The organism is Enterococcus sp. M190262 (assembly GCF_005843965.1).
Lineage (GTDB): Bacteria > Bacillota > Bacilli > Lactobacillales > Enterococcaceae > Enterococcus_D > Enterococcus_D gallinarum.
The window spans coordinates 1,756,264-1,782,825 of the sequence record NZ_CP040461.1 but is presented as its reverse complement, the minus strand read 5'-3'; the positions used below and the strand labels follow the sequence as shown (position 1 = coordinate 1,782,825).

30 protein-coding genes are annotated in these 26,562 nt (G+C 40.5%); all 30 read right to left on the bottom strand.

Annotated elements, in window-relative coordinates; genetic code table 11:
• Positions 1–157: 157 nt before the first annotated feature.
• Entirely contained in the window at positions 158–613 is a 456-nt protein-coding gene (locus tag FE005_RS08355; protein ID WP_138371637.1) for an N-acetyltransferase, read from the bottom strand.
• 53 nt (positions 614–666) lie between these two features.
• On the bottom strand, positions 667–942 hold the full coding sequence (yidD, locus tag FE005_RS08350) for a membrane protein insertion efficiency factor YidD (protein ID WP_003127593.1): 276 nt from the start codon (positions 940–942) through the stop codon (positions 667–669).
• 83 nt (positions 943–1,025) lie between these two features.
• Positions 1,026–1,202, bottom strand: a complete 177-nt coding sequence (locus FE005_RS08345; RefSeq protein WP_005471848.1) for a DNA-directed RNA polymerase subunit beta — start codon at positions 1,200–1,202, stop codon at positions 1,026–1,028.
• 15 nt (positions 1,203–1,217) lie between these two features.
• On the bottom strand, positions 1,218–2,507 hold the full coding sequence (gene murA, locus FE005_RS08340) for a UDP-N-acetylglucosamine 1-carboxyvinyltransferase (RefSeq protein ID WP_003127592.1): 1,290 nt from the start codon (positions 2,505–2,507) through the stop codon (positions 1,218–1,220).
• Between the two features lie 92 nt (positions 2,508–2,599).
• Complete coding sequence (locus tag FE005_RS08335; protein WP_003127591.1) at positions 2,600–2,833, bottom strand: DUF1146 family protein; 234 nt, start codon at positions 2,831–2,833, stop codon at positions 2,600–2,602.
• 152 nt (positions 2,834–2,985) lie between these two features.
• Entirely contained in the window at positions 2,986–3,408 is a 423-nt protein-coding gene (locus FE005_RS08330; protein ID WP_003127590.1) for a F0F1 ATP synthase subunit epsilon, read from the bottom strand.
• Between the two features lie 30 nt (positions 3,409–3,438).
• Complete coding sequence (gene atpD, locus FE005_RS08325) at positions 3,439–4,845, bottom strand: F0F1 ATP synthase subunit beta (protein WP_003127589.1); 1,407 nt, start codon at positions 4,843–4,845, stop codon at positions 3,439–3,441.
• 26 nt (positions 4,846–4,871) lie between these two features.
• Entirely contained in the window at positions 4,872–5,774 is a 903-nt protein-coding gene (locus FE005_RS08320) for a F0F1 ATP synthase subunit gamma (protein ID WP_003127588.1), read from the bottom strand.
• Positions 5,775–5,789: 15 nt separating this feature from the next.
• Positions 5,790–7,346, bottom strand: a complete 1,557-nt coding sequence (atpA, locus tag FE005_RS08315; RefSeq protein ID WP_003127587.1) for a F0F1 ATP synthase subunit alpha — start codon at positions 7,344–7,346, stop codon at positions 5,790–5,792.
• Between the two features lie 23 nt (positions 7,347–7,369).
• Complete coding sequence (atpH, locus tag FE005_RS08310; RefSeq protein ID WP_005471844.1) at positions 7,370–7,912, bottom strand: ATP synthase F1 subunit delta; 543 nt, start codon at positions 7,910–7,912, stop codon at positions 7,370–7,372.
• Complete coding sequence (atpF, locus tag FE005_RS08305) at positions 7,899–8,423, bottom strand: F0F1 ATP synthase subunit B (protein WP_003127585.1); 525 nt, start codon at positions 8,421–8,423, stop codon at positions 7,899–7,901. Before atpF ends, atpH begins: the two co-directional genes overlap by 14 nt.
• Before the next feature lie 82 nt (positions 8,424–8,505).
• Positions 8,506–8,721 carry an ATP synthase F0 subunit C gene (gene atpE / locus FE005_RS08300; protein WP_003127584.1) on the bottom strand — a complete coding sequence of 72 codons (216 nt, stop codon included), beginning with the start codon at positions 8,719–8,721 and terminating at the stop codon, positions 8,506–8,508.
• A 32-nt stretch (positions 8,722–8,753) separates the two neighbouring features.
• Entirely contained in the window at positions 8,754–9,473 is a 720-nt protein-coding gene (atpB, locus tag FE005_RS08295) for a F0F1 ATP synthase subunit A (RefSeq protein ID WP_003127582.1), read from the bottom strand.
• 292 nt (positions 9,474–9,765) lie between these two features.
• Positions 9,766–10,224, bottom strand: a complete 459-nt coding sequence (smpB, locus tag FE005_RS08290; protein WP_003127581.1) for an SsrA-binding protein SmpB — start codon at positions 10,222–10,224, stop codon at positions 9,766–9,768.
• Positions 10,225–10,236: 12 nt separating this feature from the next.
• Entirely contained in the window at positions 10,237–12,570 is a 2,334-nt protein-coding gene (gene rnr / locus FE005_RS08285) for a ribonuclease R (protein ID WP_103300945.1), read from the bottom strand.
• 3 nt (positions 12,571–12,573) lie between these two features.
• Complete coding sequence (locus FE005_RS08280) at positions 12,574–13,329, bottom strand: carboxylesterase (RefSeq protein ID WP_003127579.1); 756 nt, start codon at positions 13,327–13,329, stop codon at positions 12,574–12,576.
• 122 nt (positions 13,330–13,451) lie between these two features.
• Complete coding sequence (gene secG / locus FE005_RS08275) at positions 13,452–13,688, bottom strand: preprotein translocase subunit SecG (RefSeq protein ID WP_003127578.1); 237 nt, start codon at positions 13,686–13,688, stop codon at positions 13,452–13,454.
• Between the two features lie 209 nt (positions 13,689–13,897).
• The gene (locus FE005_RS08270; RefSeq protein WP_003127577.1) at positions 13,898–14,170 is read right to left on the bottom strand and encodes a GNAT family N-acetyltransferase; all 273 of its coding nucleotides are present in this window, start codon (positions 14,168–14,170) and stop codon (positions 13,898–13,900) included.
• Positions 14,171–14,212: 42 nt separating this feature from the next.
• A complete protein-coding gene (locus FE005_RS08265; protein WP_103300947.1) occupies positions 14,213–15,148 on the bottom strand; it encodes an alpha/beta hydrolase in 936 nt (311 codons plus the stop codon).
• A 378-nt stretch (positions 15,149–15,526) separates the two neighbouring features.
• Positions 15,527–16,870 carry a hypothetical protein gene (locus FE005_RS08260; RefSeq protein ID WP_245178480.1) on the bottom strand — a complete coding sequence of 448 codons (1,344 nt, stop codon included), beginning with the start codon at positions 16,868–16,870 and terminating at the stop codon, positions 15,527–15,529.
• Between the two features lie 70 nt (positions 16,871–16,940).
• The gene (locus tag FE005_RS08255; protein ID WP_003127574.1) at positions 16,941–17,324 is read right to left on the bottom strand and encodes a hypothetical protein; all 384 of its coding nucleotides are present in this window, start codon (positions 17,322–17,324) and stop codon (positions 16,941–16,943) included.
• The gene (locus tag FE005_RS08250; protein WP_081131226.1) at positions 17,321–18,337 is read right to left on the bottom strand and encodes a sugar transferase; all 1,017 of its coding nucleotides are present in this window, start codon (positions 18,335–18,337) and stop codon (positions 17,321–17,323) included. The genes FE005_RS08255 and FE005_RS08250 overlap by 4 nt, the downstream gene beginning before the upstream one ends.
• The gene (locus FE005_RS08245) at positions 18,334–19,320 is read right to left on the bottom strand and encodes a helix-turn-helix transcriptional regulator (RefSeq protein ID WP_003127572.1); all 987 of its coding nucleotides are present in this window, start codon (positions 19,318–19,320) and stop codon (positions 18,334–18,336) included. The genes FE005_RS08250 and FE005_RS08245 overlap by 4 nt, the downstream gene beginning before the upstream one ends.
• 46 nt (positions 19,321–19,366) lie before the next feature.
• Positions 19,367–19,558, bottom strand: coding sequence for a hypothetical protein (locus FE005_RS08240; protein ID WP_003127570.1), 192 nt, complete (start codon positions 19,556–19,558; stop codon positions 19,367–19,369).
• A 74-nt stretch (positions 19,559–19,632) separates the two neighbouring features.
• Positions 19,633–20,166 (bottom strand): hypothetical protein, encoded by a 534-nt coding sequence (locus FE005_RS08235; protein ID WP_103300951.1) that lies wholly within the window; start codon positions 20,164–20,166, stop codon positions 19,633–19,635.
• Positions 20,167–20,173: 7 nt separating this feature from the next.
• On the bottom strand, positions 20,174–21,022 hold the full coding sequence (locus FE005_RS08230; protein WP_138371635.1) for a DUF2963 domain-containing protein: 849 nt from the start codon (positions 21,020–21,022) through the stop codon (positions 20,174–20,176).
• Entirely contained in the window at positions 21,012–22,451 is a 1,440-nt protein-coding gene (locus FE005_RS08225) for a glycosyltransferase (protein ID WP_138371634.1), read from the bottom strand. Before FE005_RS08225 ends, FE005_RS08230 begins: the two co-directional genes overlap by 11 nt.
• Before the next feature lie 16 nt (positions 22,452–22,467).
• Positions 22,468–23,361 (bottom strand): accessory Sec system protein Asp3, encoded by an 894-nt coding sequence (asp3, locus tag FE005_RS08220; RefSeq protein WP_138371633.1) that lies wholly within the window; start codon positions 23,359–23,361, stop codon positions 22,468–22,470.
• 15 nt (positions 23,362–23,376) lie between these two features.
• Positions 23,377–24,969, bottom strand: coding sequence for an accessory Sec system protein Asp2 (gene asp2, locus FE005_RS08215; protein ID WP_138371632.1), 1,593 nt, complete (start codon positions 24,967–24,969; stop codon positions 23,377–23,379).
• Entirely contained in the window at positions 24,956–26,557 is a 1,602-nt protein-coding gene (gene asp1, locus FE005_RS08210) for an accessory Sec system protein Asp1 (RefSeq protein ID WP_230321091.1), read from the bottom strand. Before asp1 ends, asp2 begins: the two co-directional genes overlap by 14 nt.
• Positions 26,558–26,562 lie beyond the last annotated feature (5 nt).

Below are 26,562 nucleotides of genomic sequence, written 5' to 3'. Positions count from 1 at the left end.
CTCCCTTATTTTACTGTACTTTCCTCAGTTAAGAAAGCGATTTCTGTTGATTTCGTTGAAAAGGACAATAACGCGCTCTAAATGATTTGATTCAGAGTAACATGAATGGCGGACAAAACCCATTTTTCAAATGAAGTCAAAGTGCGCGAGATGCTTTTTAGAGAATTTTCTCTAAAATCACTTGATCAGTAAGTAGAATGCCGTTCTCATAAATGGGATCTTTGTAATGATCGACAAAATAGTTTTTGACTACTTTTTTTTCAATGAAACCCATTTTTTTATAAAGTGTTAACGCTGCGGAAGGAAGATTACCAGTTTTGATAGTTACACAAAGAGTTTCCGTAGTTTTTGTTGCAGCAATCTTACTTAACGCTGCGGTCAGTAAACGACCACCGATTCCTTGATTCTGTGCTTCCGGTGCAACAGCAACATTCATGATTTCCCATCCTGCTGTTTGCAGTTGATAAACAATCACTCCTACGATCTGCTGCTCATTTTCAAAAACAAGAATCTCACTGGCTTGTATGTATCGATCTACCGCTTCTTTTTCTGGATCAGCATCCAGTAATAGCGGCCATGGCAAAGATTCTTTTGGTGATAAAGCTCGAATCATCGTTTTGCTCCTTTACTCCGTTCATTCCTGCCTACCCCTGCAGTTTGAAGGGTTTATTTTTTGCGATAGTGATAAGTAGGCTGCTCCTGATCTTGGGTATTTCGTTTTAGTGTAAAGCGCTGAGGTACGTAGTCGATTCCCCCTTTTACAAACGGATGACAACGTAAAATTCGCGAGATTCCCATCAAACTTCCTTTACCTGCCCCATGTACTTGGATCGCCTGAATCATATAGGACGAACACGTAGGATAATAGCGACAGCTAGGGGGAAATAAGGGAGAGATGAATCGCTGATACAGCCGAACAAATCCAATCAAAAGCTTGCTCACATCTCATACTCCTCTCTCTTCTATTTATAGAATTGAAAAAAACTAGAATAAAGCAATGTGCTCCATTCTAGTTTCAGCTTTGTTTACTTCATGAAGTCCAATATATGGTTCCATAGATGAGGCGAGAACACTTTTAACGGCATACCGTCTCCAATGATACCATAGCCGATCATAGTGCCGGCAATAAAGAGCAGGATCGCCAATAAGATAACCAACAAAATTTTTACCAAACTAGTTAAAATATATCGATTAAGCTTCAAGGTCGCATCTCCTCTTTAAACGGTTACTGGTGCTGTTTTTTCAGAAGTTGTTACCCGCTCAACAGAAGCACCTAACTGTTGCAATTTTTCGTGGAATTTATAATAGCCACGGTCAAGATACTTCAGATTACGGACACGAGTCAATCCGTTTGAACGCAAGCCTAATAAAATCAAAGCTGCTGCCGCTCGTAGATCCGTTGCATAAACCAGCGCGCCTTGTAATTCGTGGCCGCCTTCGATCACAGCGATGTTTCCGTCAATTTTAACATGACCGTTCATACGGCGCATTTCTTCTAAATGTTGGAAGCGATTTTCAAAAACCGTTTCATTCACGATGCTAGTCCCATCAGCCAACATTTGAATCGCAGTCATTTGCGCTTGCATATCTGTTGGGAAACCTGGATGAGGCATCGTTTTTACATCAGTTGCTTTGATTGTTTTAGGTCCAACTACCCGAATCCCTTCTGGAACTTCAGTGATTTTAGCACCCATTTCAGTTAATTTTGAAATCAGTGGACGATTGTGTTCAGAAATTGCATCTTTGATAATCACATCGCCTTCTGTCATTGCAGCAGCTACCATGAAAGTTCCTGCTTCAATACGGTCTTGTACGATCGCATGAGAGACCGCATGCAAATGGTCGACGCCTTCAATGCGCATGGTTTCTGTCCCAGCACCAAAGACTTTTGCGCCCATTTTATTTAAAATGTTCGCTAAATCTACGATTTCAGGCTCTCGAGCGACGTTCTCAATGATCGTCGTTCCTTTGGCTTTGACTGCTGCCATCATGATGTTTTGAGTAGCGCCTACACTCGGAAAATCAAGGTAGATCGTATTTCCTTTTAACTCACTAGCAATCGCTTCTATGTAGCCATCTTTTTGAATAATTTCAGCTCCCAGAGCTTGGAATCCTTTGAGATGCAGATCAATTGGTCGTTTGCCAATAGCACAACCTCCTGGCATTGCAACTTTCGCATGACCATTTCTGGCTAATAAAGGTCCCATAACAACGATTGATGCACGCATTTGACTAACATATTCATACGGTGCTTCAATAGCTAATTCGCGGGAAGCATCCATTGTAATGGTATTTTTTGATTGATCAAAAGCAATCTCGACGTTTAAATGACGGATCACTTCATTCATTGTCAAAACATCAGATAAAATCGGTACATTCTCTAAAGTCGTTGTTCCTTCTTCTGCTAACAAACTTGCTGCTAAAATAGGTAAAACGGCATTCTTTGCACCTTCAACCTTGACAGTTCCAATTAAACGATTACCACCTTGAACGATAATCTCTTCCATTTTGTTCCCTCCAAATAATGCAGTTGAATCATACACAAAATCTTGACAATTATAGCATACAATCGCACAACCTGCATGTATTATTGAATTTCTTAAAAACCTATTAAAAATAAATTACGGCATAATGCAATCAGTTCAAGGAAAAAAGTGCTAGCAGTATAGCCTAAAGCAATTGCTAAAAAGACCATGACCATCCGTATTTGCGTCGTTTGTAAGGCTTTAAAAAAAGCATCGATCCGCAAAGACTGCAACGCCCAAAACGCTAAATAGATAAATGCTAAATGACTGACGATACGAATAATCGCATCTACTCCATAAACTTGCATCCTCGATTCTCCTTTTCACATCTGAACGTTACTATCATACCACAAAATTTAAAAGAGCCAAAATATTCTTTCTTGAAACTTTCATTGGAAGACTTTAAAAAGACTTTAAAACGTTTTTGAGATAAAAAAAAGCAAAGACCACTGGTCTTCGCTTAGGAATGTTTTGACACATTGATTCGATTGATTGCACGATGCAAAGCAACAGTCGCACGTCGTAATTGGTCGATATCTTCCACTTGTTTTGCTTCTTCGATTTGCTTTTCGGCACGCTGTTTGGCACGTTCAGCACGAGAAACATCGATATCACGATCACGTTCAGCACTATCGGCTACAATTGAAACTACATTGTCCCGCACTTCCATGATTCCGCCATTGACAGCGATCCAATCGACGTGAGTATCGGAATCGATCCGTTTCACTCGAACTTCATCGATTGCCAAAGGCACGATGATCGGCGCGTGTTGCGGTAAGATCCCGATTTCTCCATCTGTCGTTCGTGCAACCACGATTTTGGCATGGTGTTCATACACCAAACCAGCAGGTGTCACCACATTAACCGTTAAAAATTGATCCATGAGGTTCCCCTCTTTCTCTATGGTTGCTTATTAATAACCTAGTGCTTTTGCTTTTTCAATTACATCTTCGATTCGACCTACACTTCGGAAGGCTTCTTCAGGAAGATCATCGTATTTACCTTCTAAAATCTCAGCAAATCCTTTGATGGTTTCTTCAACTGGCACATAAGAACCTGGTTGTCCTGTAAATTGTTCCGCTACGTGGAAGTTTTGTGATAAGAAGAATTGGATTCGACGCGCACGCGCTACGAGAGTCTTTTCTTCATCTGACAATTCATCCATCCCTAAGATCGCGATGATATCTTGCAATTCACGGTAACGTTGCAACGCATGCTGAACTTCGGTTGCTACTTCATAGTGTTTTTCCCCTACGATTTCAGGAGCTAATGCACTTGATGATGAAGCCAATGGATCTACCGCAGGATAAATCCCTTGTTCAGTCAATTTACGTTCCAAGTTCGTTGTCGCATCCAAATGGGCAAATGCAGTTGCTGGCGCTGGGTCAGTATAGTCATCGGCTGGCACATAGATGGCTTGAATCGATGTTACAGATCCTTTTTTCGTAGAAGTGATTCGTTCTTGTAATTGACCCATTTCAGTTGCTAGAGTTGGTTGATAACCAACGGCTGATGGCATCCGGCCTAACAAGGCAGATACTTCAGAACCCGCTTGTGTGAAACGGAAAATATTATCGATAAACAAGAGCACATCTTGACCTTCAACGTCACGGAAATACTCAGCAATGGTCAAACCAGTCAAAGCAACCCGCATCCGGGCACCTGGTGGTTCATTCATTTGACCGAAAACCATGGCTGTCTTTTCGATAACGCCTGATTCTTTCATTTCATAATACAAGTCATTACCTTCACGCGTCCGCTCGCCAACACCGGTAAATACTGAAATTCCCCCATGCTCTTGAGCGATATTGTGAATCAATTCTTGAATCAATACGGTTTTACCAACACCGGCACCACCGAACAAGCCGACTTTACCACCTTTTAAGTAAGGAGCTAATAAATCGATAACTTTGATCCCAGTTTCAAGGATTTCTGTACTTGTTGACAATTCATCGAAATCTGGGGCTTTTTTGTGGATACCACTACGTTTGGCATCCTCTGGGAATGGTGCTTCCAAGTCGATAGTATCGCCTAGTACATTAAATACTCGGCCTAGAGTATCTGTTCCTACAGGGACAGAGATTGAGGCACCTGTATCGATGACTTCCATTCCTCGTTGCAAACCGTCTGTAGATTCCATTGCGATGGTGCGGATCACACCATCCCCTAGTTCTAAAGCGGCTTCCAATACTACTTTTGTTTTTTTCTCGTCTTTTTTGTAAACGATCAACGCATTGTTGATATCTGGTAAGGATTGGTCTAGAGAGAATTCCACGTCGACAACGGGACCAATGACTTGAACAATCTTGCCTGAACTCATTCGTATTCCTCCATTCGTTCTCGAAATTATTCTAACGCGGATGCCCCCGCAACAATTTCAGTAATTTCTTGGGTGATTGCTCCTTGACGCGCCCGGTTATAAGAAATCGTCAAATCCCCAATAATATTTTTGGCATTATCTGTTGCCGTCTTCATCGCAGTCATTCCAGCAGCATGCTCTGCTGTTTTGGCATCGACAATGGCACCATAAATCAAGCTTTCAGCATATTGCGGCAACAACTGATCCAAAATTGCTTCTCTTGAAGGCTCAAACAAATACTCTTGTTCATAGCTTTCTGCTTCTTCTGGATCCAAATCTGAGATAGGCAGCATTTTTTCCACGCGAAATTGGCTCGTCAACGAATTGATGTGATGGTTATAACAAACATATAGTTCATCAAATACTTCATTTTGATACATCGTTGTAGCTAAGGTAACAATTTTACGCACTTCGTCAAAACTTGGCTGATCGGAAAGATTTCTCAACTCATAAGCTAACTTGATTCCTCGTGTTTTAAAGAAATCTGCTCCTGTCGCACCGATGGCGATCATAACATATTCTTCATCTTGAGCATGATCTTCGTCCAGCATCGTCATCATTTGTTTCAAAATCGAACTGTTGTAGCCACCGACTAAACCGCCATCTGAAGTAATGACGATATAGCCAGTGCGCTTTACAGGACGACTAACAAGCATACTGTTGTAATTGACGCCCTCTTTAGGTCCAGCAGCTGCAAGATCTGAGAGTTGTTGCGCAGTAAGGTGAGTAACGATCTCACGCACTTTCGTTGCATAGACTTGAAATTGTTTTGAGTGTGCTTCTGATTTAGTCAATTTAGCAGCCGAAACCATTTGCATGGCGTTTGTGATCTGACTGGTTTTCTTGGTTGAGGCAATTCGTTGCTTGATCTCATTTAATGAAGCAGCCATTCATTCTCACCTCTTTTATGCATTTTGCATTGTTGACATTTTGTCTTGTGCTGAAACACGTGATGTATTTGCAGCCATGAAAATATCTTTGAATGCTTTGATTGTGTCATCTAATAAGCTTTCTTCTGGCAAGTCTTTCGTTGCACGAATCGTTTCAAACACATCTGCTTGATTTGCTTCAATGTATTCAAACAATTCTGCTTCAAAGTCTAATACTTTATTTACTGGCACACTGTCAAGGAATCCGTGCGTCAATGCGTATAAAATAACCACTTGTTTTTCAACTGCTAATGGTTCATGCAGTTTTTGTTTCAAAATTTCAACAGTCCGACGTCCACGATTCAATTTTGCTTGAGTAGCGGCATCTAAATCAGAACCAAATTGCGTGAAGGCTTCTAACTCGCGGTAACTTGCCAAGTCCAAACGCAATGTTCCAGCCACTTTCTTCATCGCTTTGATTTGTGCAGAACCCCCAACCCGTGAAACGGAAAGTCCGGCAGCTACGGCAGGGCGAACACCTGAATAAAACAGGTCATTTTCTAAGAAAATTTGTCCGTCTGTAATGGAGATCACGTTGGTTGGAATATAAGCAGAGATATCTCCTGCTTGGGTTTCAACGAATGGCAAGGCAGTCATTGAGCCTCCGCCTAGTTCATCACTTAATTTTGCAGCCCGTTCCAATAAGCGAGAATGCAAGTAGAAAACGTCCCCTGGGTAAGCTTCACGACCTGGCGGACGACGAAGTAGTAAGGAAAGTTCCCGATAAGCAACGGCTTGTTTTGATAAATCATCAAAAACGATCAAAACGTGTTTACCGTTATACATGAATTCTTCACCCATTGCTGCTCCAGCATAAGGGGCGATATATAATAGTGGTGCAGGTTGAGAAGCACCGGCTGATACCACGATCGTATAATCAAGCGCACCATAGCGGCGCAATGTTTCTACTTGTGCACGAACCGTGGAATCTTTTTGACCGATCGCTACATAAATACAGATCATATTTTGACCTTTTTGGTTGATGATCGTATCGATTGCGATGGTTGTCTTCCCTGTTTTACGGTCACCAATGACCAATTCACGTTGTCCGCGTCCGATTGGAACTAAAGCATCAATGGCTTTCAATCCAGTCTGCATTGGTTCTGAAACGGATTTACGTTGCATAACACCAGGTGCAGCTGCTTCTACCGGACGAGATTTATCTGTATCGATTGGACCTAAGCCATCGATTGGTTGTCCTAACGGATTCACTACTCGTCCAATCAAGGCATCCCCAACAGGAACTTCCATGATTTTTCCAGTACGTTTTACTTTGTCACCTTCACGAATGGATTCAAATTCACCTAAGATGATGATCCCTACATCGTTTGATTCCAAGTTTTGGGCCATACCGTAAGAACCGTTTGAAAACTCAAGCAATTCTCCACTCATCGCATTTTCTAATCCGTGAGCCCGGGCGATCCCATCCCCTACGTATGTGACTGTTCCAATTTCTTCTACAGAAAGTTCATTTTGATAATTTTTGATTTGTTCTTTGATCAAGGCACTTATTTCTTCTGCTTTGATGGCCATCCGATTCACCTCTTATCTCTTGTTTATCTGCCGATCTGTTGTCGCAGATAATCCAGTTGGCTCTTAATACTACCGTCGATCACTTGATGGTTGGCTTCCACGATGACCCCACCTAAAATGGCTGGATCAACTTTTTCTGAAAGCACTGCTTTCTGGTAGCCGAGCGTCTGCGCGATTTGTTTCGACAATTGTTCTTTTTGACTTGACGACAATGCAACTGCTGTGGTCACCGTACCACTGACTAAACCTTGCTGCTCGTCATAGCGGCGTTCATACTCATCAATGATCAGCAATAGGTCGTCCATACGATTATATTCATACACGATCTCAAGAAAATTTTTGACTAATCCATCAAAGTTATTAAATAACTGATCAACAAGTTTTCTTTTTTCATGAAGATCCAAACGATTATCGGTCACGATTTGGCCAAACATCGGAATCTCTTGATAAATCTGACGTAGTGTCATCAACTCATGATAAACAGCTTCAGCTCGTTGTTCTTCCATCGCCAATTCGAACAACGCCTTGCCATAGCGTTTACCTACAGTAAATTTATCGAGTTTCATTGACTGAACCTAATCCTTCGATATATTGATTAATTAAAGATTCATGATTTTCGGGAGTCAATTCACGGCCCAAGATTTTTTCTGCGATTTGAAGTGAAAGATCTGCAACATCATCTTTGACTTCTTTTAACGCAGCTTCTTTTTCAAGCGTGATATCTGAGTGAGCTTTTTCTTTCAAACGAGAAACTTCTTCTTTGGTCTCGTTCAAAATATTTTGGCGACTCAATTCTCCGCTGTCTTTGGCGCTTTTGATGATCTCCGCAGCTTCTGAATGGGAATTGGCCAATTTTTCTTGGCGTTCTTTTTCCAGTTTCGCTGCATTCAAGCGGGATTGTTCCGCTGAATCCAAATCATTGGCGATTTTTTCTTCCCGTTTTTGCATCATGCTACTAATGGCATCCCATGCAAAGTGTTTCAACAAGAATAGCAAAAGAAGAATTGAGCCGCTGACAAGAATAATATTGCCAAGCATAGCATTTTTTACTTCTGCTAGAACCAAGTGATTTAGCATAACGACTCTTCCTTTCTGAAAGTAATTCTCTCATTTAAAAAAGCAAAAACGAGTGCATTGTTCGTTTCTGCCTTTTTCACGTTTAGCCTTGGAAGACTAATAGCAACGCGATAACTACCCCCAAAATAGGCACAGCTTCGACTAGCGCTACCCCGATAAACATTGTTGAACGTAATTGACCTGACATTTCAGGTTGACGTGCCATTGATTCGATCGTTTTGGCGATTACTTGTCCGTTACCATAACCTGCACCAATTGCTGCTCCGATAATTGCTAATCCTGCTCCGATGAAATTCATATTGTTTTTCCTCCTAAAAGTGTTTGTTTTGATTAGTGTTCCGCCACGATTTTGTGGCTCATAAATACCATGGTCAATGTGACAAATACATAGGCTTGGATGGCGCCTATAAACAATGAGAAGCCAATCCAAATCATTTCAAGCGGCATCGCGATAGGCAATGACCACCAACCTAGACTTGTGAACATATTCGCTATCAACCCTAACAAGACCTCTCCAGCAAAAATATTCCCATAAAGCCGTAAGCCCAAAGTAATAACATTTGTAAATTCTTCGATAATTTTCAATGGTAATAAGAAACCAACTGGTTTCAAGTAAGAATTGATCATAAAGTTTTTGAAACCAAGCGTTTTGATACCAAAGAAATGTGTCAAACTAATAACCATAAGTGCAAGTGTCAAGGTGACAAAAGGATCCGCTGTGGGACTCTTCCATAAAGAGACATCATCAGCTGTCACGATCTTTGTGACCAGCCCAATTTCATTCGCCACAAACACAAAAAGAAACATTGTTACACCCAGCAAATGAAAGTTGTTCACTTGCGATCCTGGTATATTGTCAGCTACGATTCCGCGAACAAAATCAATGACCCATTCAATAAAGTTCTGCTTCCCTTTTGGCTTCATTTGCAAATTTCGTGTACAAATGAACACCACCAAAAAAACAATTATACAAGAAATGATTGTCATCATTGCTACAGTTCCATCAAACCAAATCGGACCGATGTGAAACATAAGCGATTTTTCATCCAATCTTTCTCACCTCTTTTCCTGTCATCTCCAGAAAATATCTGGTGTTACAATGCGTTTCCTCTCATAACAATCGGTATCATACCACCACGACAAGAAAATTTCAAAGCATTTTCAAGAAAATTAGACAAAAAAGTTTTTCTGCCAAAATTCGAAAAAAAACTTAATTGAAACACTGTCGTGAAATTTCATGAAAAGCTTGGTACATCAGTACCTTTGCCTTAAATGCTACCAAATTTTTCCCTAATCTCAAAGCAATACACTTTAAATGATTCTAAAAGAACTTCTTAGAAGATTAAAAGTTTCTAAGAGCACGATCAATTTGCCGTTCCTGATCTTTTCGTTTTAGGGTTTCTCGCTTGTCATATTCGCGTTTTCCTTTGGCTAAGCCGATCAAAACTTTGGCATAACCATCTTTGATATAAACTTTTAGCGGAACAATGGTCATTCCTGTATTTTTGCTTTCACCGATTAACCGAGCAATCTGCTTTTTATGCAGTAACAATTTTCTTGTACGCAAAGGATCATGATTAAAAATGTTCCCCTGTTCATAAGGACTTATATGAACATTATACAAATAGGCTTCTCCATTACGGATACGAACAAAGCCGTCTTTTAGATTGATCCGACTGTTGCGGATCGATTTGATCTCAGTTCCTTGCAGCACGATCCCTGCTTCGATCGTATCAAGGATCGTGTAGTCATGACGAGCTTTTTTGTTTTGGGCAATTAGTCTGCCCTCTCCCTTAGGCAACGGTCATCCCTCCTACTTTTTCTTAATTCCTTTATAGAAAGGTTTCTTTTTTGAATTTCCGTTTTTTTTCTTTTTACGAGAAGATTTTCCCCGTAAATTTTCTTTTTTCTGTCGATCTGAGGTTTGTCTTCGCTGTTTGTTTTCTTTATTTTGCTTTTTTTTAGGCTGTTGGATTCGTATGACTTCTTCTGCTTCAATCAATTCAAAATCGATTTCGCGAGTCTCTGGATCCGCTTTGATCACTTTGATGCGGACTTTTTGTCCGATCTTAAACGTTTGCCCAGTACGTTCACCTACTAATGCGAGGTGGTTTTCCAAGTAATGGAAGTAATCTTGTTTCAATGCAGTAATATGGATTAACCCTTCGATGGTATTCGGCAACTCCACGAAAAGTCCGAATTTTACTACTGAGCTAATAATCCCGTCAAACTCTTCTCCTACTTTATCGGCCATAAATTCAGCTTTTTTAAGAGCATCTACTTCACGTTCTGCTTCCACTGCTCTTCGCTCCATTTGTGAACTGTGTAAAGCAATATCTGGAAGGTTCTGCTCCCACTTTTCTTGATTGCTTTCTGACGGATCCGTACTGTATGAACGAATCAGCCGATGAACGATCAAATCGGGGTATCGGCGGATCGGTGATGTGAAGTGGGTATAGTAGTCTGCAGCCAGTCCATAATGCCCATAGTTATCTTCAGAATATTTTGCTTGTTGCATACTTCGCAACAGCATGGTGTTGACCACCATCGCTTCAGGTTTATCTGCAACATCTTCCACGACTTTTTGTAGATCTTTGGGCGTGATGGAGCCTTTTGTCTGCTTGACAACAATTCCTAACGCAGAAGCAAAATCAAAAAAGCGCCGCATTTTTTCTTCTTTTGGTTCTTCATGGATCCGATAAATGAACGGCAATCGACGTTTGTTGAAATGCTCTGCCACTGTTTCATTAGCAGCCAGCATAAAGGACTCAATCAATCGTTCGCCAACTCCTCGTTCGCGAAGAAGGATGTCCTGAGGATGCCCTGCTTCGTCAACCAATACTTTGGCTTCACGATCCTCAAAAGAAACTGCCCCCCGCCGAACGCGCATCGCTTCTAAGATTTGATGCAATTCAGCCATTTCCTTAAACATCGGAACAAGCGAGGCATAACGAGCCATTGTCTCAGGCTCTTGGTCTTCCAAGATTTCATTTACTGCTTGATAAGTCATTCGTTCTGTTGTTTGAATGATGCTTTGAAAAATCTCATGTTTGATCACTTTACCTGAAGAATCGATTTCCATCTCACAACTCATTGTCAACCGCGGAACGTGAGGATTCAGTGAGCAGATACCATTTGACAGCCGCTGAGGGATCATAGGAATGACCCGATCGGTCAGATAGACGCTGGTGCCTCGTTCAAAAGCTTCCTTGTCTAGGGCACTGTTTTCTGTCACATAATAAGAAACATCTGCGATATGGACCCCTAAGAAAAAGTTGCCGTTGGCTAATTTACGAACGGTGACCGCATCATCAAGGTCTTTCGCATCTGCCCCATCGATCGTGACAATCAATTGTTCCCGCAGGTCACGACGTTCTGGGAATTGTGCCGGATCAATGGCATCAGGAACTGCATCAGCTTCCGCTAATGTTGCTTCTTCAAACTTTGTCGGAATACCGTTAGCTACGACGATCGACAAAATATCCATTCCAGGATCATTTTTATGACCAACTACTTTTTTGACTAGTCCTTCCAAGCTTTTAGAGTAGCCTTTCTCCGGATAGTGAGTGATCTCAACGATCACAATGCTGCCATCTACCGGACGAACGCCTTCTGCACCGATGAATACTTTTAACTCATTCATTTTTTTATCTTTTGGCTGAACGACTCCATAGAGGTCTGTTTCTTGGATCTCCGCTTCATCAAAGAGTGTAAACTCACCGACAACTTGTGTGACTGCCCGTTTGCGGATTTCAACGACTTTGCCCTCTGCCCCTTTATCGGAAAAAGGATCAGCAGCATGAAGTATGTCGATAGCAACTGTATCTCCATCCATCGCATAGCCAGTCGATTCTTTAGGAATATAGATGTCTTCTTCTTCCTCATCGATACTCACAAATCCAAAGCCTCGTTCGTTTGCTCGGAATGTTCCTTCAACTAAGACTCGCTGCATTGGCAATTTGACTTTGCCTTTCTTATTGAAGAGAATGCTCCCCTCTCGTTCCATTGCGGCTACTGTTTGAACAAGATTTTTGAAATCCTCGCTTTTTTGCAGTTGCAATGCCTCGGCAATTTCTTCCATGGAAAAGCTTTTCTTGCGGCTTTCTTCCATGAACTGAATAATTTTTGTTTTAATCGTCTCTTTCATTTTTTACCCTTCCCAAGCGAGGCTTTCCAGAAAAGCCCAAACATCTTGTTCTAATTTTTTTCGTTCTGGGCCGACAGTCACTACATGTCCACTATGTGGATACCACTGTAATGTGTAGGGCACATGAGACAATGCTGCTGCTGTGCGAAAAACCGTCTGGGGATCGATCATACGGTCTCTTCCTGCTTGTGCAAGAAAAACAGGCACATCGATCGTGTCAAGATTAGTTGCTGTTTCTTGCCCAATCGATTCAATTTCTAGCAGCTGGTCTCTGACTTGTTGCGGTACGCGAGCCAAAATCATTTGCTGCTCTTCGGATGAATAAGAAGAGTATTGCAGAATCATTTCTGCATATTTTTCAAAATTTCGCGGCACATCATTCTTTGTTTCAAAGAGCGGTGAACAGAATAGCCCACCACCGATTAGCGCAGGTTCCGCTTGTGTCAAACTGTTCATGGCAAAGATGCCTCCCATTGACAATCCCAACACAGCAATTTTTTGGTAACCTTTTTCTTTCAAAAATTCAATCGCTGCTTTGGCATCTGCTCGCCATTGTTGAATCCCTTGATTCAAAATATCTTCAGGGTTTGTTGTCCCATGACCCGAAAACATCGGTGTATAAACAGTATACTCTTTTTGTTCTAAAAACCGGCAAAGCATCCGCACATCATTGGGACTACCAGAATAAGCATGGAACAAAATCACTGCCCGATCTCCGTGGGGAGCAAACACTGGTTTTGGTTGGTTAAAATTCTTCATTTCTTCGTTTCACCTCACGTCCAATTCTACCATAGTTCGATGATTTCAACGATAAATGCGTTCATAAGATTTTTGGCAAAGAAAAAACCCCTCGCAGCCGAGAGGTTCCAAATTTCATCCAATTATTTTGATGACAAATAGGCCAAAAGAAATAGCAAGACCATCCATACAAAGCCTAAAATGGCAGTTGAACGTTGCATTACCGCTTCAAATCCACGCGCTTTTTGTTTACCGAACAATTGGTCTGCTCCACCCGTAAACGCGCTGGCAGCACTATTTTGTTTGCTTGGTTGCATCATAATCGTAATAACCATGATCACAGAAATCACAATCACTGCTGCTAATAATATATTGTACACGATAGCTCCTCCTTGCTTGCTAGAATCGTCCTTCTAACTCTACCACATTCGGGACCTTTTTTCCAGTATATTTTATTGATGCTATGGCGATGTTCCCTGCATCCAAACAAGACAACTACTAAATCCCAGAACAAAAAAAGACACTAGCCGTACAGCAACATAAAGATCGTTGTTGCACGACTGTTGTCTCAATCATTTTCTACCGAAATTCAGCGAGCCAATACATCATCATATTCTGATTTTTCTTTGAACTCTTTGACAGCGAATGAACAAACTGGCATGATTTTTCGATCTTCGCGGCGCGCTTTTTCTACCACCGCATTCAGTAACTTTTGTGCTAACTTCTGACCGCGATACGCAGAATCAACAAATGTATGATCAACCACCAACACATCGTCTGGCGCCTCTTGCCAGGTGATTTCTCCTATTTCTTTGCCGTCATCGTATAAGGCAAAACGTTTGTTTTCTTCTTTGATTTCCATTTTTTCACATTCCTTTCTAGTTAAAAAAATTCAAATGCACTATTACTCTGTTGCCTGGATAAATTGTAGAATAGTCGGCCAATATTCTGGACTTTCTGTGACCGCTTGAAGATGGCCCATCTTTGGAAAAATGACTCGTTTTTTTTCCCCAGCAGTTGCTTCCATCAATGTGTCTGTTTCTTCTGCTGAGACAAATGGATCTTCAGAACCATGTAAAAATAAAACAGGTAAATGGTTACTGCCTAGTTGGCGTGTGACAGAGATCTGTAGAAATGGGTACCCTACTAATTGTTTACTGTAACGATTTGCCATACGCAGGAACCGTTTGACGGGTAATCCAGAAAGACGCGGTAAATTGGCTCGTATCAAACTATAGATCGAGGTATAGCTGCTGTCTGCAATCAATCCTCGAACTTGAATAGGCAATACTTCTCCACTCGCTAAGAGGACTGTTGCGGCCCCCATCCCTTGACCATACAAGAAAATCTGGCATTGCGCATCTTTTTCAACTAATTTCTCGATCCAGAGAATCAGATCTAAGCGATCCAACCAGCCTAACCCGATTTGAAGCCCTTCACTTTGCCCGTGTCCGCGAAGATCTGGCACTAAGACATTGTGTCCGGCTTGCCACAAGCGTTCCGCGGCATCTTGACAATCGACTTGTCCAGAACTGCGATAGCCATGAAGACAAATCACCCATGTTTTGGCACACTGATCAAAGACCCGTGCATGTAACAGAACATCATCCGTTGCAGTAAGGGTACATTCGGACCCTTCTTGCCAGAAAGTTGAAGGTGCTTCCTGTGATCGCTGTCCCGAAGGAACAAGTTGTTTTCTGCCTTCTTTTTCATACCAATGGTTATTGCGCATGATCAGAGCAGATACAAAATAACGTACACCTTTTTTTAGGACTGCAGTTCGGTAAATATAGTATAACCCAGCAATCAGTCCAATAAGTACAATTATCAGCCAAAGCATAGGATCCCTCCCTTGACTCTAGTGTACCATCTGCACAGCAAATGAGCCAAAAATTTAAACAGATTTTAGGTGTCCTTATAAAATAACCAGTAATCAAAAAACTTTGAGAAAAAACATTTCTGAACCAGATAAATTGATTTTCCCCAAAGATTTTTTTACGGTGACGGTAGCTGAAGATACCAGCAATCAGAAGGAGCAAACCTCCGAAGAAGATTAAAGCACAGAATGATCCTTCATTCATCTGCGACAGTTTGGCTGACAGATGATTGCCGATGACCAATTCTTGCCCTATTCGAGTATCGGATTTAAGCAAAAAAACCCAATCACGAGAAAAAGAGAATCTTGATCGTTTATCGATCAAAATTCTCTTTTTCATTGCTAAATGGAAGGCTCCTTGTCATCATTGATCAAGAATTTAAGCAATTCTGACTGTTCTGCAAAAATTGCTTCCACAGATGAGCTTCGATAATGACTCTTTTGCTCGGTAACTTCTGATAGCTCGGAATCAATTTGGTTAGTTGATTCGACGTACTCTTCGATTGGTGCAGATTCTGCACGCACTTCCGGTTCTGAAAAACCATGATTCATAGCTGATGGACGGCTATCCTCAAAGCGATCAGCCGAAGCCTTCGGTTGGTCTTGCCAGAACAATTCCCCAAATAAATACATTCCCAGCGCATTTTTATTATTAAACACTTTACAAGATAGCCCCATTTTAGCTAATACCTGATTCACTGTGTTTTCATTGATCGTTCCTGCAGAAATATCCCGGATCAGTATTGTATCCGCATATTGAATATCCTGATCACTATTGACATAATCAATGAATTGATCCGTCAAAGCCGTCAGCTCTTTTTTAACGATTTCGGTTAAATCGACGGTCTGACGTCCATTGATCGTCACAATAAATGGATTGTTCTTCTTCGTTGTGACCAGCATATCGTAGATTACCCCAGCATCCAAATCAAAAGTTGGCGTGGGATGATTTCCCTCATTTTCTTGGTAAGCTTGTACCACGTTGCCGGCTAATTCATATAAGCCGTCTGTAACTTTTGTACTTTTGATCAGTTCGCCATTTTCATAACTGTCACAAGTTAGATAATGATCATTAATCTCAAACACATAAGTCAATCCCGCCAGAATTTCTTCAACGCCTAACATTAAATGAATATCGTTTCGTCTACTTTCAAAAATCACAGCCAGCGATTTGGGAATCAGTTTTACTCGTTCGATTCGTATCCGATAGTGGGTACCATTAACGACTGTCTCGAATTCATCTGCCAGTTGCCTCTCGATTTCTGCCAGCTGGTCAAAACTTTCTGTTGCTACGCCAATGCACAATGAGCAGCTAAAGCAATCCTTTGCAATTTCAGTGAAAAGCGAGGTTCTCTTCTCTACTAAATAAGAAAGTATCGTTTTGATATATGTCTTAAAATTTTGGTCTCCAATGGCTGCCAATGGATTTCCAAAGGTTTGGTAAGCCTTCGAACGTCGACTATATAACTTGTCGAAGCCCCAAGTAATTTCTTGCTCGCTTCCCCCGAGAAGAATTCGTTCCCCAACTTTGTTTTTGGAGTGGGTCGGTTCATTATTCTTTCCTAAAAGATACTGCAGATTATTTTTTTTGACTTCTGAATAAACAGAACTTCTGACATCTTGATAACCATAGCCAACGACGCCTACTCGAAATTCATCAATGTCTAATGCAATGATTTTGTCCACACTAATCCTCCTAACTTCCCTATTTGTCATGATTTCTTGCTCCCCAAACATTCTGTTGTTGTTTCAGCCGCTACTCTTTTGTCTCCGCTTGAATAAAGAATGCATTTGACAGTTCTTGTATTTTCTTCGCCTGTTCGTTGACTTCTGTTTCTAAAAAAAACAAATCGTTGAAAATCGCTTTTGTATTGCGTACATGTTCCAAAAGGTCATTGACTTTGACCCGCTGCAAGTCAATTTTTTGGCAAAGATCTCTCAGCTCATCTTGACTGTTCTTCAGAATAAAAAAATCGCGATACCCAATGGTGGACTGTTTTTTTTCTGAGATCATTTGCTTTAATCGCTCAATTTTACTATCCCGTTGTTCGATCGTTTGATTCATCTCTGCTAGCATCTGGTCTAGCTCGCTGATCTGGACGATTGCGGATAATTTCTTTGTGATCATCGATTGTGTCATTCTTGATTTGCCCCTTTGTTTAGGAGTATTTTTACTTCTGAATCCACTAGTGCAGTCCTAGTAAATATTCCCGATCGCAGTAAGCAACTAAATGAAAGAACATTGTTCTTCATTCGCAGCATTTCTTCATCTGTTAACTCACCTAATTTATGGTCAATTTCTTCAATCCCAGCGATAACAATCCCAAGTCCTAGTTTCTGTACCATCTCTGCTATGGCTGCTTGTTGCCATACAATGACAGGGATGCCTAATGAGAGATACAATGAAATTTTGTGAGGCGCATTATACTTCGTGTACTGTTGATAGTCACCACCAGCTGGCAATTTATCATCCCACGCAAGACCAAAGCCATTCTTCTCCATCTTGCGAATCAATTCTTCTTGCTCAAATACACCACAATAATGGACATTTGCGCCAAAAGGGCGATCATTCTTTTCACCATATACGAGAATTTCAGTGCGATTGGGCCATTGCTGTAAAAAAAGGGTTTTTGCTAAATTCCCTGCAAAGACAACTCGTTTTTCTGGCCGCTCATGACTGACACTTACTTCCTTGTGTCGATAGTCAAAAAACGGTTTTTGGACCATTTTTCGGGTCACTCCTCGTTCGACTAAAGCTGTCTGCATAGCTTGACTATGAACGATTAATAATGTGGCTTCGTTGAAAAGAGCAGCTTCATCAAAGTCGACATTCCCTCGCAACATCTCAGCATCATGGATGAATAAGATCGTATAGATCCCTCTTTGCTTCATTCTTTGTAAAAACATCCGATCGAAATGGGCACCATTATAGCTTGGATATTGGTAGACCACCATATCTTGATTGGCAACACCAGCTGTAATGCCATCGATCCTCGAGGTAAGTGCGTAATCATCTTCATTCTCATCGATATAACGATAAATATATAAAGGCTGATAATCCATCCCCTTGGCAATGTCACAAACATCTGCTTTCGCCTTTTTGACTGAATCTGCTGCATTCGATTCAATGATCGTCGTCACCCACCGATTCACGCTTGCCCCATCTCCTTTTCCATCATTGCTCGCACAAACATCACTTCATCTTTTGGTAAGCACCATTCTGCACCTTTCAAATTTTTGGAAAACAGTTGCACAGCTGGATCTTCTTGCGAAGTATTCCTTGTAAGGATCAGATATTTGACTAGCTTTAGAACCGTTTGATTGTAGACATCAATATGCCAATGTTCTTCCATTAAACGACTCGCATGTTGAAGCAATTGAATGGCATCTTCACAGCGTTGCATATCTACCAAACATTCCGACAAATCCAATACGGCTCCTACTAAAACTGGTCGCAGTTCAGTAAAGTCAGTTGCATTTATTTTCTTTAATAGACAGCTTTCTAACAGAAACATTTGTTTTTCTAAAGAAGAGGATTGCAATCCATAGCGATGTTTGATGCGCAACGTAGCCAAATATAAGAGACTATCAAACAATGTATAAAAATCAGTTCCGAGAAAAAATGTTTCAAGCATCTCTAAACTTGCTTGTGGGACTTTCTGGTTCATACAGCCGAACACGAGGTCAGAATAGGCCAGCATAAGTTTAAACATCACATTATCCTCAGTAGCAGGACGAAATTTTTCTAACTCTTTTCTGACTTTGAGAAAGGTGACGAACATGTCCTCTTTCGTTGATAAAGAGCTATAAATCAGTACACTTAATAGATGAAGTTGTTCATCTGTTGACATAGCAAACATGTCTAACAATTCGGTATCTGATATGCTCAACATTTTCTTGATTCCAACAACCATTTCGAAAGGCAGGTCGATTTCATATTGTACCCACCTATAGTATCGTGAGCGAGATAACCCAATCTTTCTTTCAAAAGACTTCACAGATAGACCTTTACATTTGCGGATTTCTTCTAATTTCTCGCGATCAATATTGACAGCAACTACTGATGTATCAGGTATCTTTAAGTCTGGGTTGATCGTACTGATTAATCGACAAACGCTTAGTAATCTAGTTTCCATATTTTTCAAATCCTTTTTTCTAAAATGCAGGACCTATTTCCAATTTTTACTTCTGTAATGCTTCCAACAAAGAATAGACCAACGATCCAAGGATCACGATCGACATAACCAAGGAAAGCACGATGGTGACAGCTTTCCCTTTTTTTTTCTCTTCCGAGTGATCTCTTACGTTTTCTCGTTCTTCTTGAAATCCTGCTTGAATCGTTTTATCTAACTGATTATTTGCCAACGAAATCACCTCTCCCCAGTTTATTTCCAGCTAACAACTATGAAGAATACAGTGTTTAACTATTGGATTTGATCAGTTGCCAGCTATAGCGACTCACTCATTTCTGCAACGTTTTCTGTTGGTTCGTTTTCCTCTGCACCTGTATTAGCTTCTACTTCTGTTTCTTCTAATGAACGCAATTCATGAATCAGCTCTTGACTCAATTGACTCACTTCGCTATCCTGTCTTTCTACGGTTGAGGTCAACATATCAATGATCTGATCGGTTTCATTCAAGAAATACGTCCGAAGCATTTGCTTTTCAACCTCGTAAGCAGAAAAGAGTTTTTCATAAATCATTTGCAATCTGTTTTGCTCTTCCTGTTGCTGCTCAAAAGACGCATTGAATTGTTTTTTTAACGATTGGATCTCATTTAGATCGATGTCATTTTCTGACTTATTGATCATTGCTTTCATCTCTTGATTGATCTGAATCAATTGATCAATCAATTCTTTTTGTTGATGCAGGATGCGCTTTGCCTCCTCCTGCTCATTCTCAAAAGAGAGCATGGATCCGCTGTTTTCTTTGATTAATGACATGATTTGCTCATACAATTCATTGACCTTCATTTTCTTCATTTCGTCTTCATCCTTTCAAGACAACTTTGTCCATGCAAACATTCTTATTTGCCAATAGGTGATAATTCTTCTGATCCACTTCCACCCTATGGATGTAAGGGATGTGATCATCTAAAATACTCATTAAATTTCCTTTGATATTCCCTTTTCCATCAAGAGGCGACTCTTCTAGATACAGGGTATTTCTTGAATTAGATGTTGCTAAAGCGAACAATTCTAATCCCATGTATGAAATTCCCACGGTATCATTTTCTGTTAACCGCAAAGCTAACTGTTCCCGAATGAAATCAAGTGTTGTATTAAATTTCTGGGTTACCTTCAATGTTGCAGTATCACGAATCGTGACCAAGTTGATTGCTCCCTGATAAAAGTAATAATTCAAGATGCTTTGCTGCTGATCATTGAAAAAAGCAATCTCTTGAACCTGATCGTTACAATAATAAATAGTTGAGAACAATTTCCCGTCAGCGGCATATTCTTCAATGAAGTCTATCGTACCATCCGGATAGAAGTACCGTACCTCTTTGACATGTCTTCTAGTCATAGGGTATAAGCTCACTTTGCCTATTTCATCCCCGTCTGTAATCAACGAAATGGTACGATCTTCGTTCATATAGACTTCTGTACAATAAGCCGTTGGGACTTGGTTAAAAAATAAAAAGGTTTCTGGATCGTGGCTCCGTTGTGTGACTTGATCTAAAATATTTATTCCCTGCACCGCTTCTTTTTGAAGCATCGCTTGAAAATTTGGACTTGGTGAGATAGACAACACTTGGTTTCCTTCTTTGATTCGTGATTTTTGTGTCATCCATATCCGGTCATTGGGTCGGATTACAGTGACTAATTCATAATGCATCGATCAACTCACTCCATTTCTCTGCAATTATCGAGTCTTGAAACATCCGGACAGACTTGCGGGTGTTGGCTTTAAGTTGGTTTAAATCAGTAGCGACTAACTGACGAATTCCTTCTGTTAGTTGCTGGACATTGTAGGTATCATCATTTCTGGAAAAGTCTTTCAAATACCCGTTGACCCCTTCTTTGATCAACTCCATCGCCCCAAAACGTGCCTTGTACGTCACAATTGGTAATCCCGCATTCAATGCTTCGATATAGGTCAATCCAAATCCTTCTGAAAAAGAGCCAGAAATAAAGGCATCATAATTGGGATATACCTCATTGATCGCATGGGAGTGGCCTTTTAATTGAATATATTCTTCTGCATTTAGCTCTTTGATTATTGCATTCAACTTGCTTTCTTCTCCGCCTTGACCATAGATATCTAAAGAGAGCGTTGGATGTTCTTTTTTTGCTGCAGCAATTGCACGTATCACAAGATCAATGTGCTTTTCTGATGCCAAGCGAGAGACCGTCACAAACTTCTCCGCCTGTTGTTTGCCTTTTTCAAATGATTCTTCTGTCATATCGCGAATCCCCCCCACAGGGATCGTCACAATTTTTTCGGATTCGTTTGGAAAATCGATCAGTAGATCTTGTCTCTGCAATTCTGTCGCAACAACGATGTGAGTAACTTGCTCTAAATGCGTCAATGCATATTCATAATAATTGTTCCAAAGAGGTGCACGAGGTACATCACGATCAGATAAATGATCAGCATGTACTATTTCGATCAATTTGATTTCTGGAGGACAATGATCATATAAGGCGGCCTCACTTTCTTCTCCTCGATCAATGATGATAGTTTTGATTTCTGGGAACTCTTCCATCAATTGTTTAAAGAAAAAGCGTTGCAGCAAGACTTCATTTCTAAAGAAGCGATGTTTGCCCTTAAAAGCAAACAAGTGAATATTCGTCATCACTCTTCCTCGATGAGGATCATTGCGATAGCTGTACATGATTTTTCTTTGATTCGTTCGATAGTCAAAAATCTCTACCCGATAATCTGAAACTAGCAATAACCCTTCTTTTTTTCGGCTAGGGGATTTTTCCATGTGCTCAACGATTTTCAATCCTGATGATGTGATGGTTTCTTTAATCCTATGCGTGTTCGTGGCGTCTACCAAGAGATCCTGTTTCGCGGTAAAATTCGCTTTAGCTCCTTGTCTTAAATAGTCACCTTCTAGGGCAAAATATTCCCACATGGAGATGACTTTATTGTCTGGTATCTTCCAAGCTGCCATCGCTTCATGTAGATTCTTTACTAATTCCATAAAAATATATTTATACGGAATATTTTTTCTATCAAAACAAGCAGCACGGTAGAACTGTGCATGTTCCACACCAGAATTGCCGATTCCCATTGCTTTATTTACAAAAAAATTCATGATGTCCCCCTTTTATTTAGGTTGATTTTTTTCTATTTTCTTTTAAATTTTCTAATACATTCAGTGCCCTTCGATTAAGTACGATTTTTTTCTGCAAACGATGCATAAGCTCAGTTGACTCAGTTTCTTTGTTTGGTTTTGCAAATAATAAAGCCAGTATAGAAAAATCATCGTGATAACAGGATTCCAGTAAAGAAAAATTTTGTCCCATTTTAAGGGTGATTTGATCAGGATTATCGATTCGCTGATAGATTTGTTCAAGCAAAACTTCCAAAAACGATGAAGCAGCCGTAACACCGGGTTCAATAAATAATCCCGCTTCACAATCAGGAAGTGAATATTCTTTGACATAACTATTCTGTTTTTCGAATACGACCGATAATGCAGCACTTTCCCCCACCAACGGAGTAACTGCAACAATGTTTGCTCCTGAGTTTGAGCCTGAGTTTGCTCCTATAGGAACCACCGCCAAAGCTTGGTTCTCCTTAGTGGATAAAACCAATTCCTTAAAAAGAATCTGTTGGTGCTTTTTGTTTACCATATGAATTTGGTAATCAGTGGCGTTTTGTGGAAAACGGAAGCTCTCCTGGGTTGTTTCGAAGACCAGTTTTTCAAGAAAAAAGCCGTCTTTATCAAAAAATTCCACCAGCAGCTGGACTGCTTCTTTACGATCGAATTCAGCATGAAGTGTTAACTCGTACTCGTGTCCAGGCAGCAACATCGGCAACATAGGTGATTTTCGACTACTGTGAAATTCTGTTTTCGAATACCAGGACTTAATACTGACGCCAGGAGGCATCAGAGGTGAAGAATAAGCGACGTCACCAGAGGATGTGTAGGCTATTTTTGCGCCATAATTGTAATTATCATTAAAGTCGATCCCCCACTTGATACGGTACATGCTATTCATCGACTCCCCCATTTCTTATAAAATTTTCTTGATATTCCGATGAAATGTATGCACAAGAATATTCTTGTATTGTTTCAAAAACCAATTGTTGATGGCGGGACTATTGTCGTTATGACGGCCTATCATGCCTTTATATAGAACACGAGTCATGGGAAAATTGTTTTTTAGAAATTCAAATAACATTGGAAATGCCTCCATGTCATAATCGTCTTGTTTCATGTAGGCGATAGCAAATGTCGTTTGCCTGTAGTCTCCACTTTTAAACTTTTCCCAGAAACGTCCATTCAATTGACTACTTGCTTCTTCTGAAACAAAGCCAATATTGTAAAGCAGCATATCCAATGAGGTTGGAAATCCTGTTGGCCGATTAATGCGTTCATTGAGTGCAATAGATCCAAGATTCGTCAACGGTTTCCCTACGATGACACTGTTTGGACTCAAATCACTCGCATAATAAAGAGCGCCAAAAGTGCCCATCGACAATCCAGACAAAATGAGATCCGATTTTTGAAATCCCAACAATGCTAGTTTTTCTAATATGATTGTTACGATTTCTTGTTCAAATTTCTGGCTGCCTAGATAGAAATTTCCTCCTTCTAGACGGGGGTCACCAATCAGCAAAAAAGGACAGCCCATGCTCCCCATCATTCCACGTCCTTCGAATCCTTCAGCAGAGCGATATCCGGAAAAATAAACCGCTAATGGAGGTTTTAGGTCTCCTGGATTAAAGTAATAGATCACTTCTCCGCCCAGATGCTCATCATCCCGGATCCGGCCGCCCCCTGGAATCATGACACTTTCATCTGCCATTGCTCGTCGCAAGTGCATTTGTCCGATCGTAAATTGTCCTTGATTTCCTTTGGCATACAATGAGACGTTGATGTATGCCTGTTGATCCAATTTGAAGTAAATCGGATCCCCATTTAGGATGCGATCGTGGGCGATCTCAATCACTTGAATGACCTGATTTGTGTTTTCTTTGATGAAAAAAAGTTTGATCTTCAGTATCGCCTCTCCTTGGATATTTGCGATCTCGGGATAAAAACATGTCCGTTCCTCTTTAGGGATCAGGTTCGTCATTTTCCAAGTAGTGATTTGCTGATAATCTGGTGTCAATTGTGCCTTTACCTGACAAGCTGCATGTCCTTCTTTAGTGATTTGCAACGATACATCTTTATTAAATTTCATGTGATCCATCGATAACTTATATCCTTGCTGCTTCGCTGAAAATTGTTCATTGATGCTACTAAAAACATTTTCCAACTGTTGTTCATCAAACAGTTTTGCTGCTTTTAATGTGAAGAGCGCTTGAACTTCGGGAGACAGCTGACATTTTTTTTCGTAAAAGATTTGATAGGCTGGCAGTTGTTCCAATAGCTCCTTGTCTTCAAGAATCAACGCATCTTTCTCTAGTAGAAAAAGGGCTCGATGGTACTTGCTGTTATATTTGTCTTTCTCGAACAGCTGCAGTTCCTGCTCATCTTTTCTGAAATCATAGGCTAACGGAAGCCATTGATAAACAAACAAAGAAGAAAGCTGTTTTTGCCACTCTGAAGAAACAGCTGCAGCCGCAATATGGAATATCTTTATTTGTTTAGACGACGCCATAGAGCAGATCCCTCCATTGTTTGATGACATTTTCTTCGCTAAATCGTTCAATATAACTGATATTTTCTACTAGTGCTTGGTTCCAATTGTTTAAATCATCCATATAAAAAGCGATTGCTGGATCTAGGTCTCTGATTTGACCAATGATTTGCCCATTCTTTTGGTCATCAACATAATCGGTTTTCTTCCGAACGAGCTGAGGAATTCCTGCGCTTACTGCCAATGCTTGTTTCTGCACATCAACTTCAGCAGACAAATCAATATACAAACGTGTCTCATTAAAATCCTGTCGAATCGTCGTGAGGTGAGAATCCAATCGAAAGTGAATCCTGAAGTTGACATCAACTGCTTCTACCAGATTTCTCCAGTTTTCGCTTTCTCGAATCTCTTCAATCGCCTCTTCATCTGTTTTAAATAACTTCTTGGCTTTTTTTGCTTCAAAATACTTCAGTACCTTCTGATACTCCTCAGATTCACTATCGACACCAAAGTGAGTATCAACCATTTCTTTTTGTGCTTCACGTAAAACGACTTCGCTTTGGAATGTCGTCGTTTCGATAATTAAGTCATAACGATCATTTTGAATGACTTTTTGCAGCAATAAGTGATGGATTCTCAGAACGTCTTCGTTAAGCTCACCGGCGTTCCAATAAAGAACCAGCTGCGGAATGGAGTTGCTATTGCCTAGATGGAAAGAAGTTGTGTAAATAGGTATGCGCTGTATACGAGATGGGTCATTGACACCGGAATGTCTCATTAAAGACAAGAGCGCTGTTTGATTACTAGTGGAATCAGTAATAATTTTATTTTCGGCTGCCCACAATTCTGCTTTTTCCTCTGGTGCACACTTTGAAAGTTGGTGAGCATCAGAAACGATCTGAATCACTCGCTTTCGTTGCTCATTCGTTTTGACCAATCGCAGATTCCGCTCATTTGTCAAACAGATCAGTTGATCTTCGGATTCACTATTCCATTGAAATTGATTCATCATTTCTAAGAGAAGATCCTCCATACTTCGATACTGACTTTTCTTTAGTCCAATTCTTTGAGAATCAATCAGCTCAACATGCGGATTTTCTCCAAAGTATTCCACACATTTTTCCATTCCCGATTCGTTATAGTAAATCCTCTTTACTTGTTCCCCATTGTCTGTCTGCAATGATTTTGCAGAAATAAATCCTCGATCATCGAAGAAGAGAATTTGTCGGTAAGGGTCCGTCATTAAATACATTTGTTCCGCAAAGCCAAAAGCATTGAAACGAATTTCACCAAATGGTTGATCTTCCTTGATCAACGTGATACCAAAAGGCGTATAGACTTTCTCCACATTGTGAGAAAGAGGCAAGTCATCTACATCTAAAGGAAACCCATTGATCTTGTGAATATCTTGCAAGCGATCGTAAAGCGAAGTCATCTGAGCTGCTTCTAACCCATACGCATGCATTTTATAGCGCAAAAACGGGATATGTTCCAATAACAATAAGTGGTACGGTTCTCGATTGTTCTTGAAAAGCTGAATGACATTCATCATGTAGTCACTTTCTAAATTGCCGCTGCTGGTCGTCCAATCGGGAATAAAATAATTCAAAGAAT

Coding starts and splice junctions, on each gene's coding strand:
- FE005_RS08355 (WP_138371637.1), bottom strand. CDS start 613: ATGATTCGAGCTTTATCACCAAAAGAATCTTTGCCATGGCCGCTATTA.
- murA (WP_003127592.1), bottom strand. CDS start 2,507: ATGGAAGAGATTATCGTTCAAGGTGGTAATCGTTTAATTGGAACTGTC.
- FE005_RS08335 (WP_003127591.1), bottom strand. CDS start 2,833: ATGCAAGTTTATGGAGTAGATGCGATTATTCGTATCGTCAGTCATTTA.
- FE005_RS08330 (WP_003127590.1), bottom strand. CDS start 3,408: ATGGATCAATTTTTAACGGTTAATGTGGTGACACCTGCTGGTTTGGTG.
- atpD (WP_003127589.1), bottom strand. CDS start 4,845: ATGAGTTCAGGCAAGATTGTTCAAGTCATTGGTCCCGTTGTCGACGTG.
- FE005_RS08320 (WP_003127588.1), bottom strand. CDS start 5,774: ATGGCTGCTTCATTAAATGAGATCAAGCAACGAATTGCCTCAACCAAG.
- atpA (WP_003127587.1), bottom strand. CDS start 7,346: ATGGCCATCAAAGCAGAAGAAATAAGTGCCTTGATCAAAGAACAAATC.
- atpH (WP_005471844.1), bottom strand. CDS start 7,912: ATGAAACTCGATAAATTTACTGTAGGTAAACGCTATGGCAAGGCGTTG.
- atpF (WP_003127585.1), bottom strand. CDS start 8,423: ATGCTAAATCACTTGGTTCTAGCAGAAGTAAAAAATGCTATGCTTGGC.
- atpE (WP_003127584.1), bottom strand. CDS start 8,721: ATGAATTTCATCGGAGCAGGATTAGCAATTATCGGAGCAGCAATTGGT.
- rnr (WP_103300945.1), bottom strand. CDS start 12,570: ATGAAAGAGACGATTAAAACAAAAATTATTCAGTTCATGGAAGAAAGC.
- FE005_RS08280 (WP_003127579.1), bottom strand. CDS start 13,329: ATGAAGAATTTTAACCAACCAAAACCAGTGTTTGCTCCCCACGGAGAT.
- FE005_RS08270 (WP_003127577.1), bottom strand. CDS start 14,170: ATGGAAATCAAAGAAGAAAACAAACGTTTTGCCTTATACGATGACGGC.
- FE005_RS08265 (WP_103300947.1), bottom strand. CDS start 15,148: ATGCTTTGGCTGATAATTGTACTTATTGGACTGATTGCTGGGTTATAC.
- FE005_RS08255 (WP_003127574.1), bottom strand. CDS start 17,324: ATGACACAATCGATGATCACAAAGAAATTATCCGCAATCGTCCAGATC.
- FE005_RS08245 (WP_003127572.1), bottom strand. CDS start 19,320: ATGGAAACTAGATTACTAAGCGTTTGTCGATTAATCAGTACGATCAAC.
- FE005_RS08235 (WP_103300951.1), bottom strand. CDS start 20,166: ATGAAGAAAATGAAGGTCAATGAATTGTATGAGCAAATCATGTCATTA.
- FE005_RS08230 (WP_138371635.1), bottom strand. CDS start 21,022: ATGCATTATGAATTAGTCACTGTAATCCGACCCAATGACCGGATATGG.
- FE005_RS08225 (WP_138371634.1), bottom strand. CDS start 22,451: ATGAATTTTTTTGTAAATAAAGCAATGGGAATCGGCAATTCTGGTGTG.
- asp3 (WP_138371633.1), bottom strand. CDS start 23,361: ATGAATAGCATGTACCGTATCAAGTGGGGGATCGACTTTAATGATAAT.
- asp2 (WP_138371632.1), bottom strand. CDS start 24,969: ATGGCGTCGTCTAAACAAATAAAGATATTCCATATTGCGGCTGCAGCT.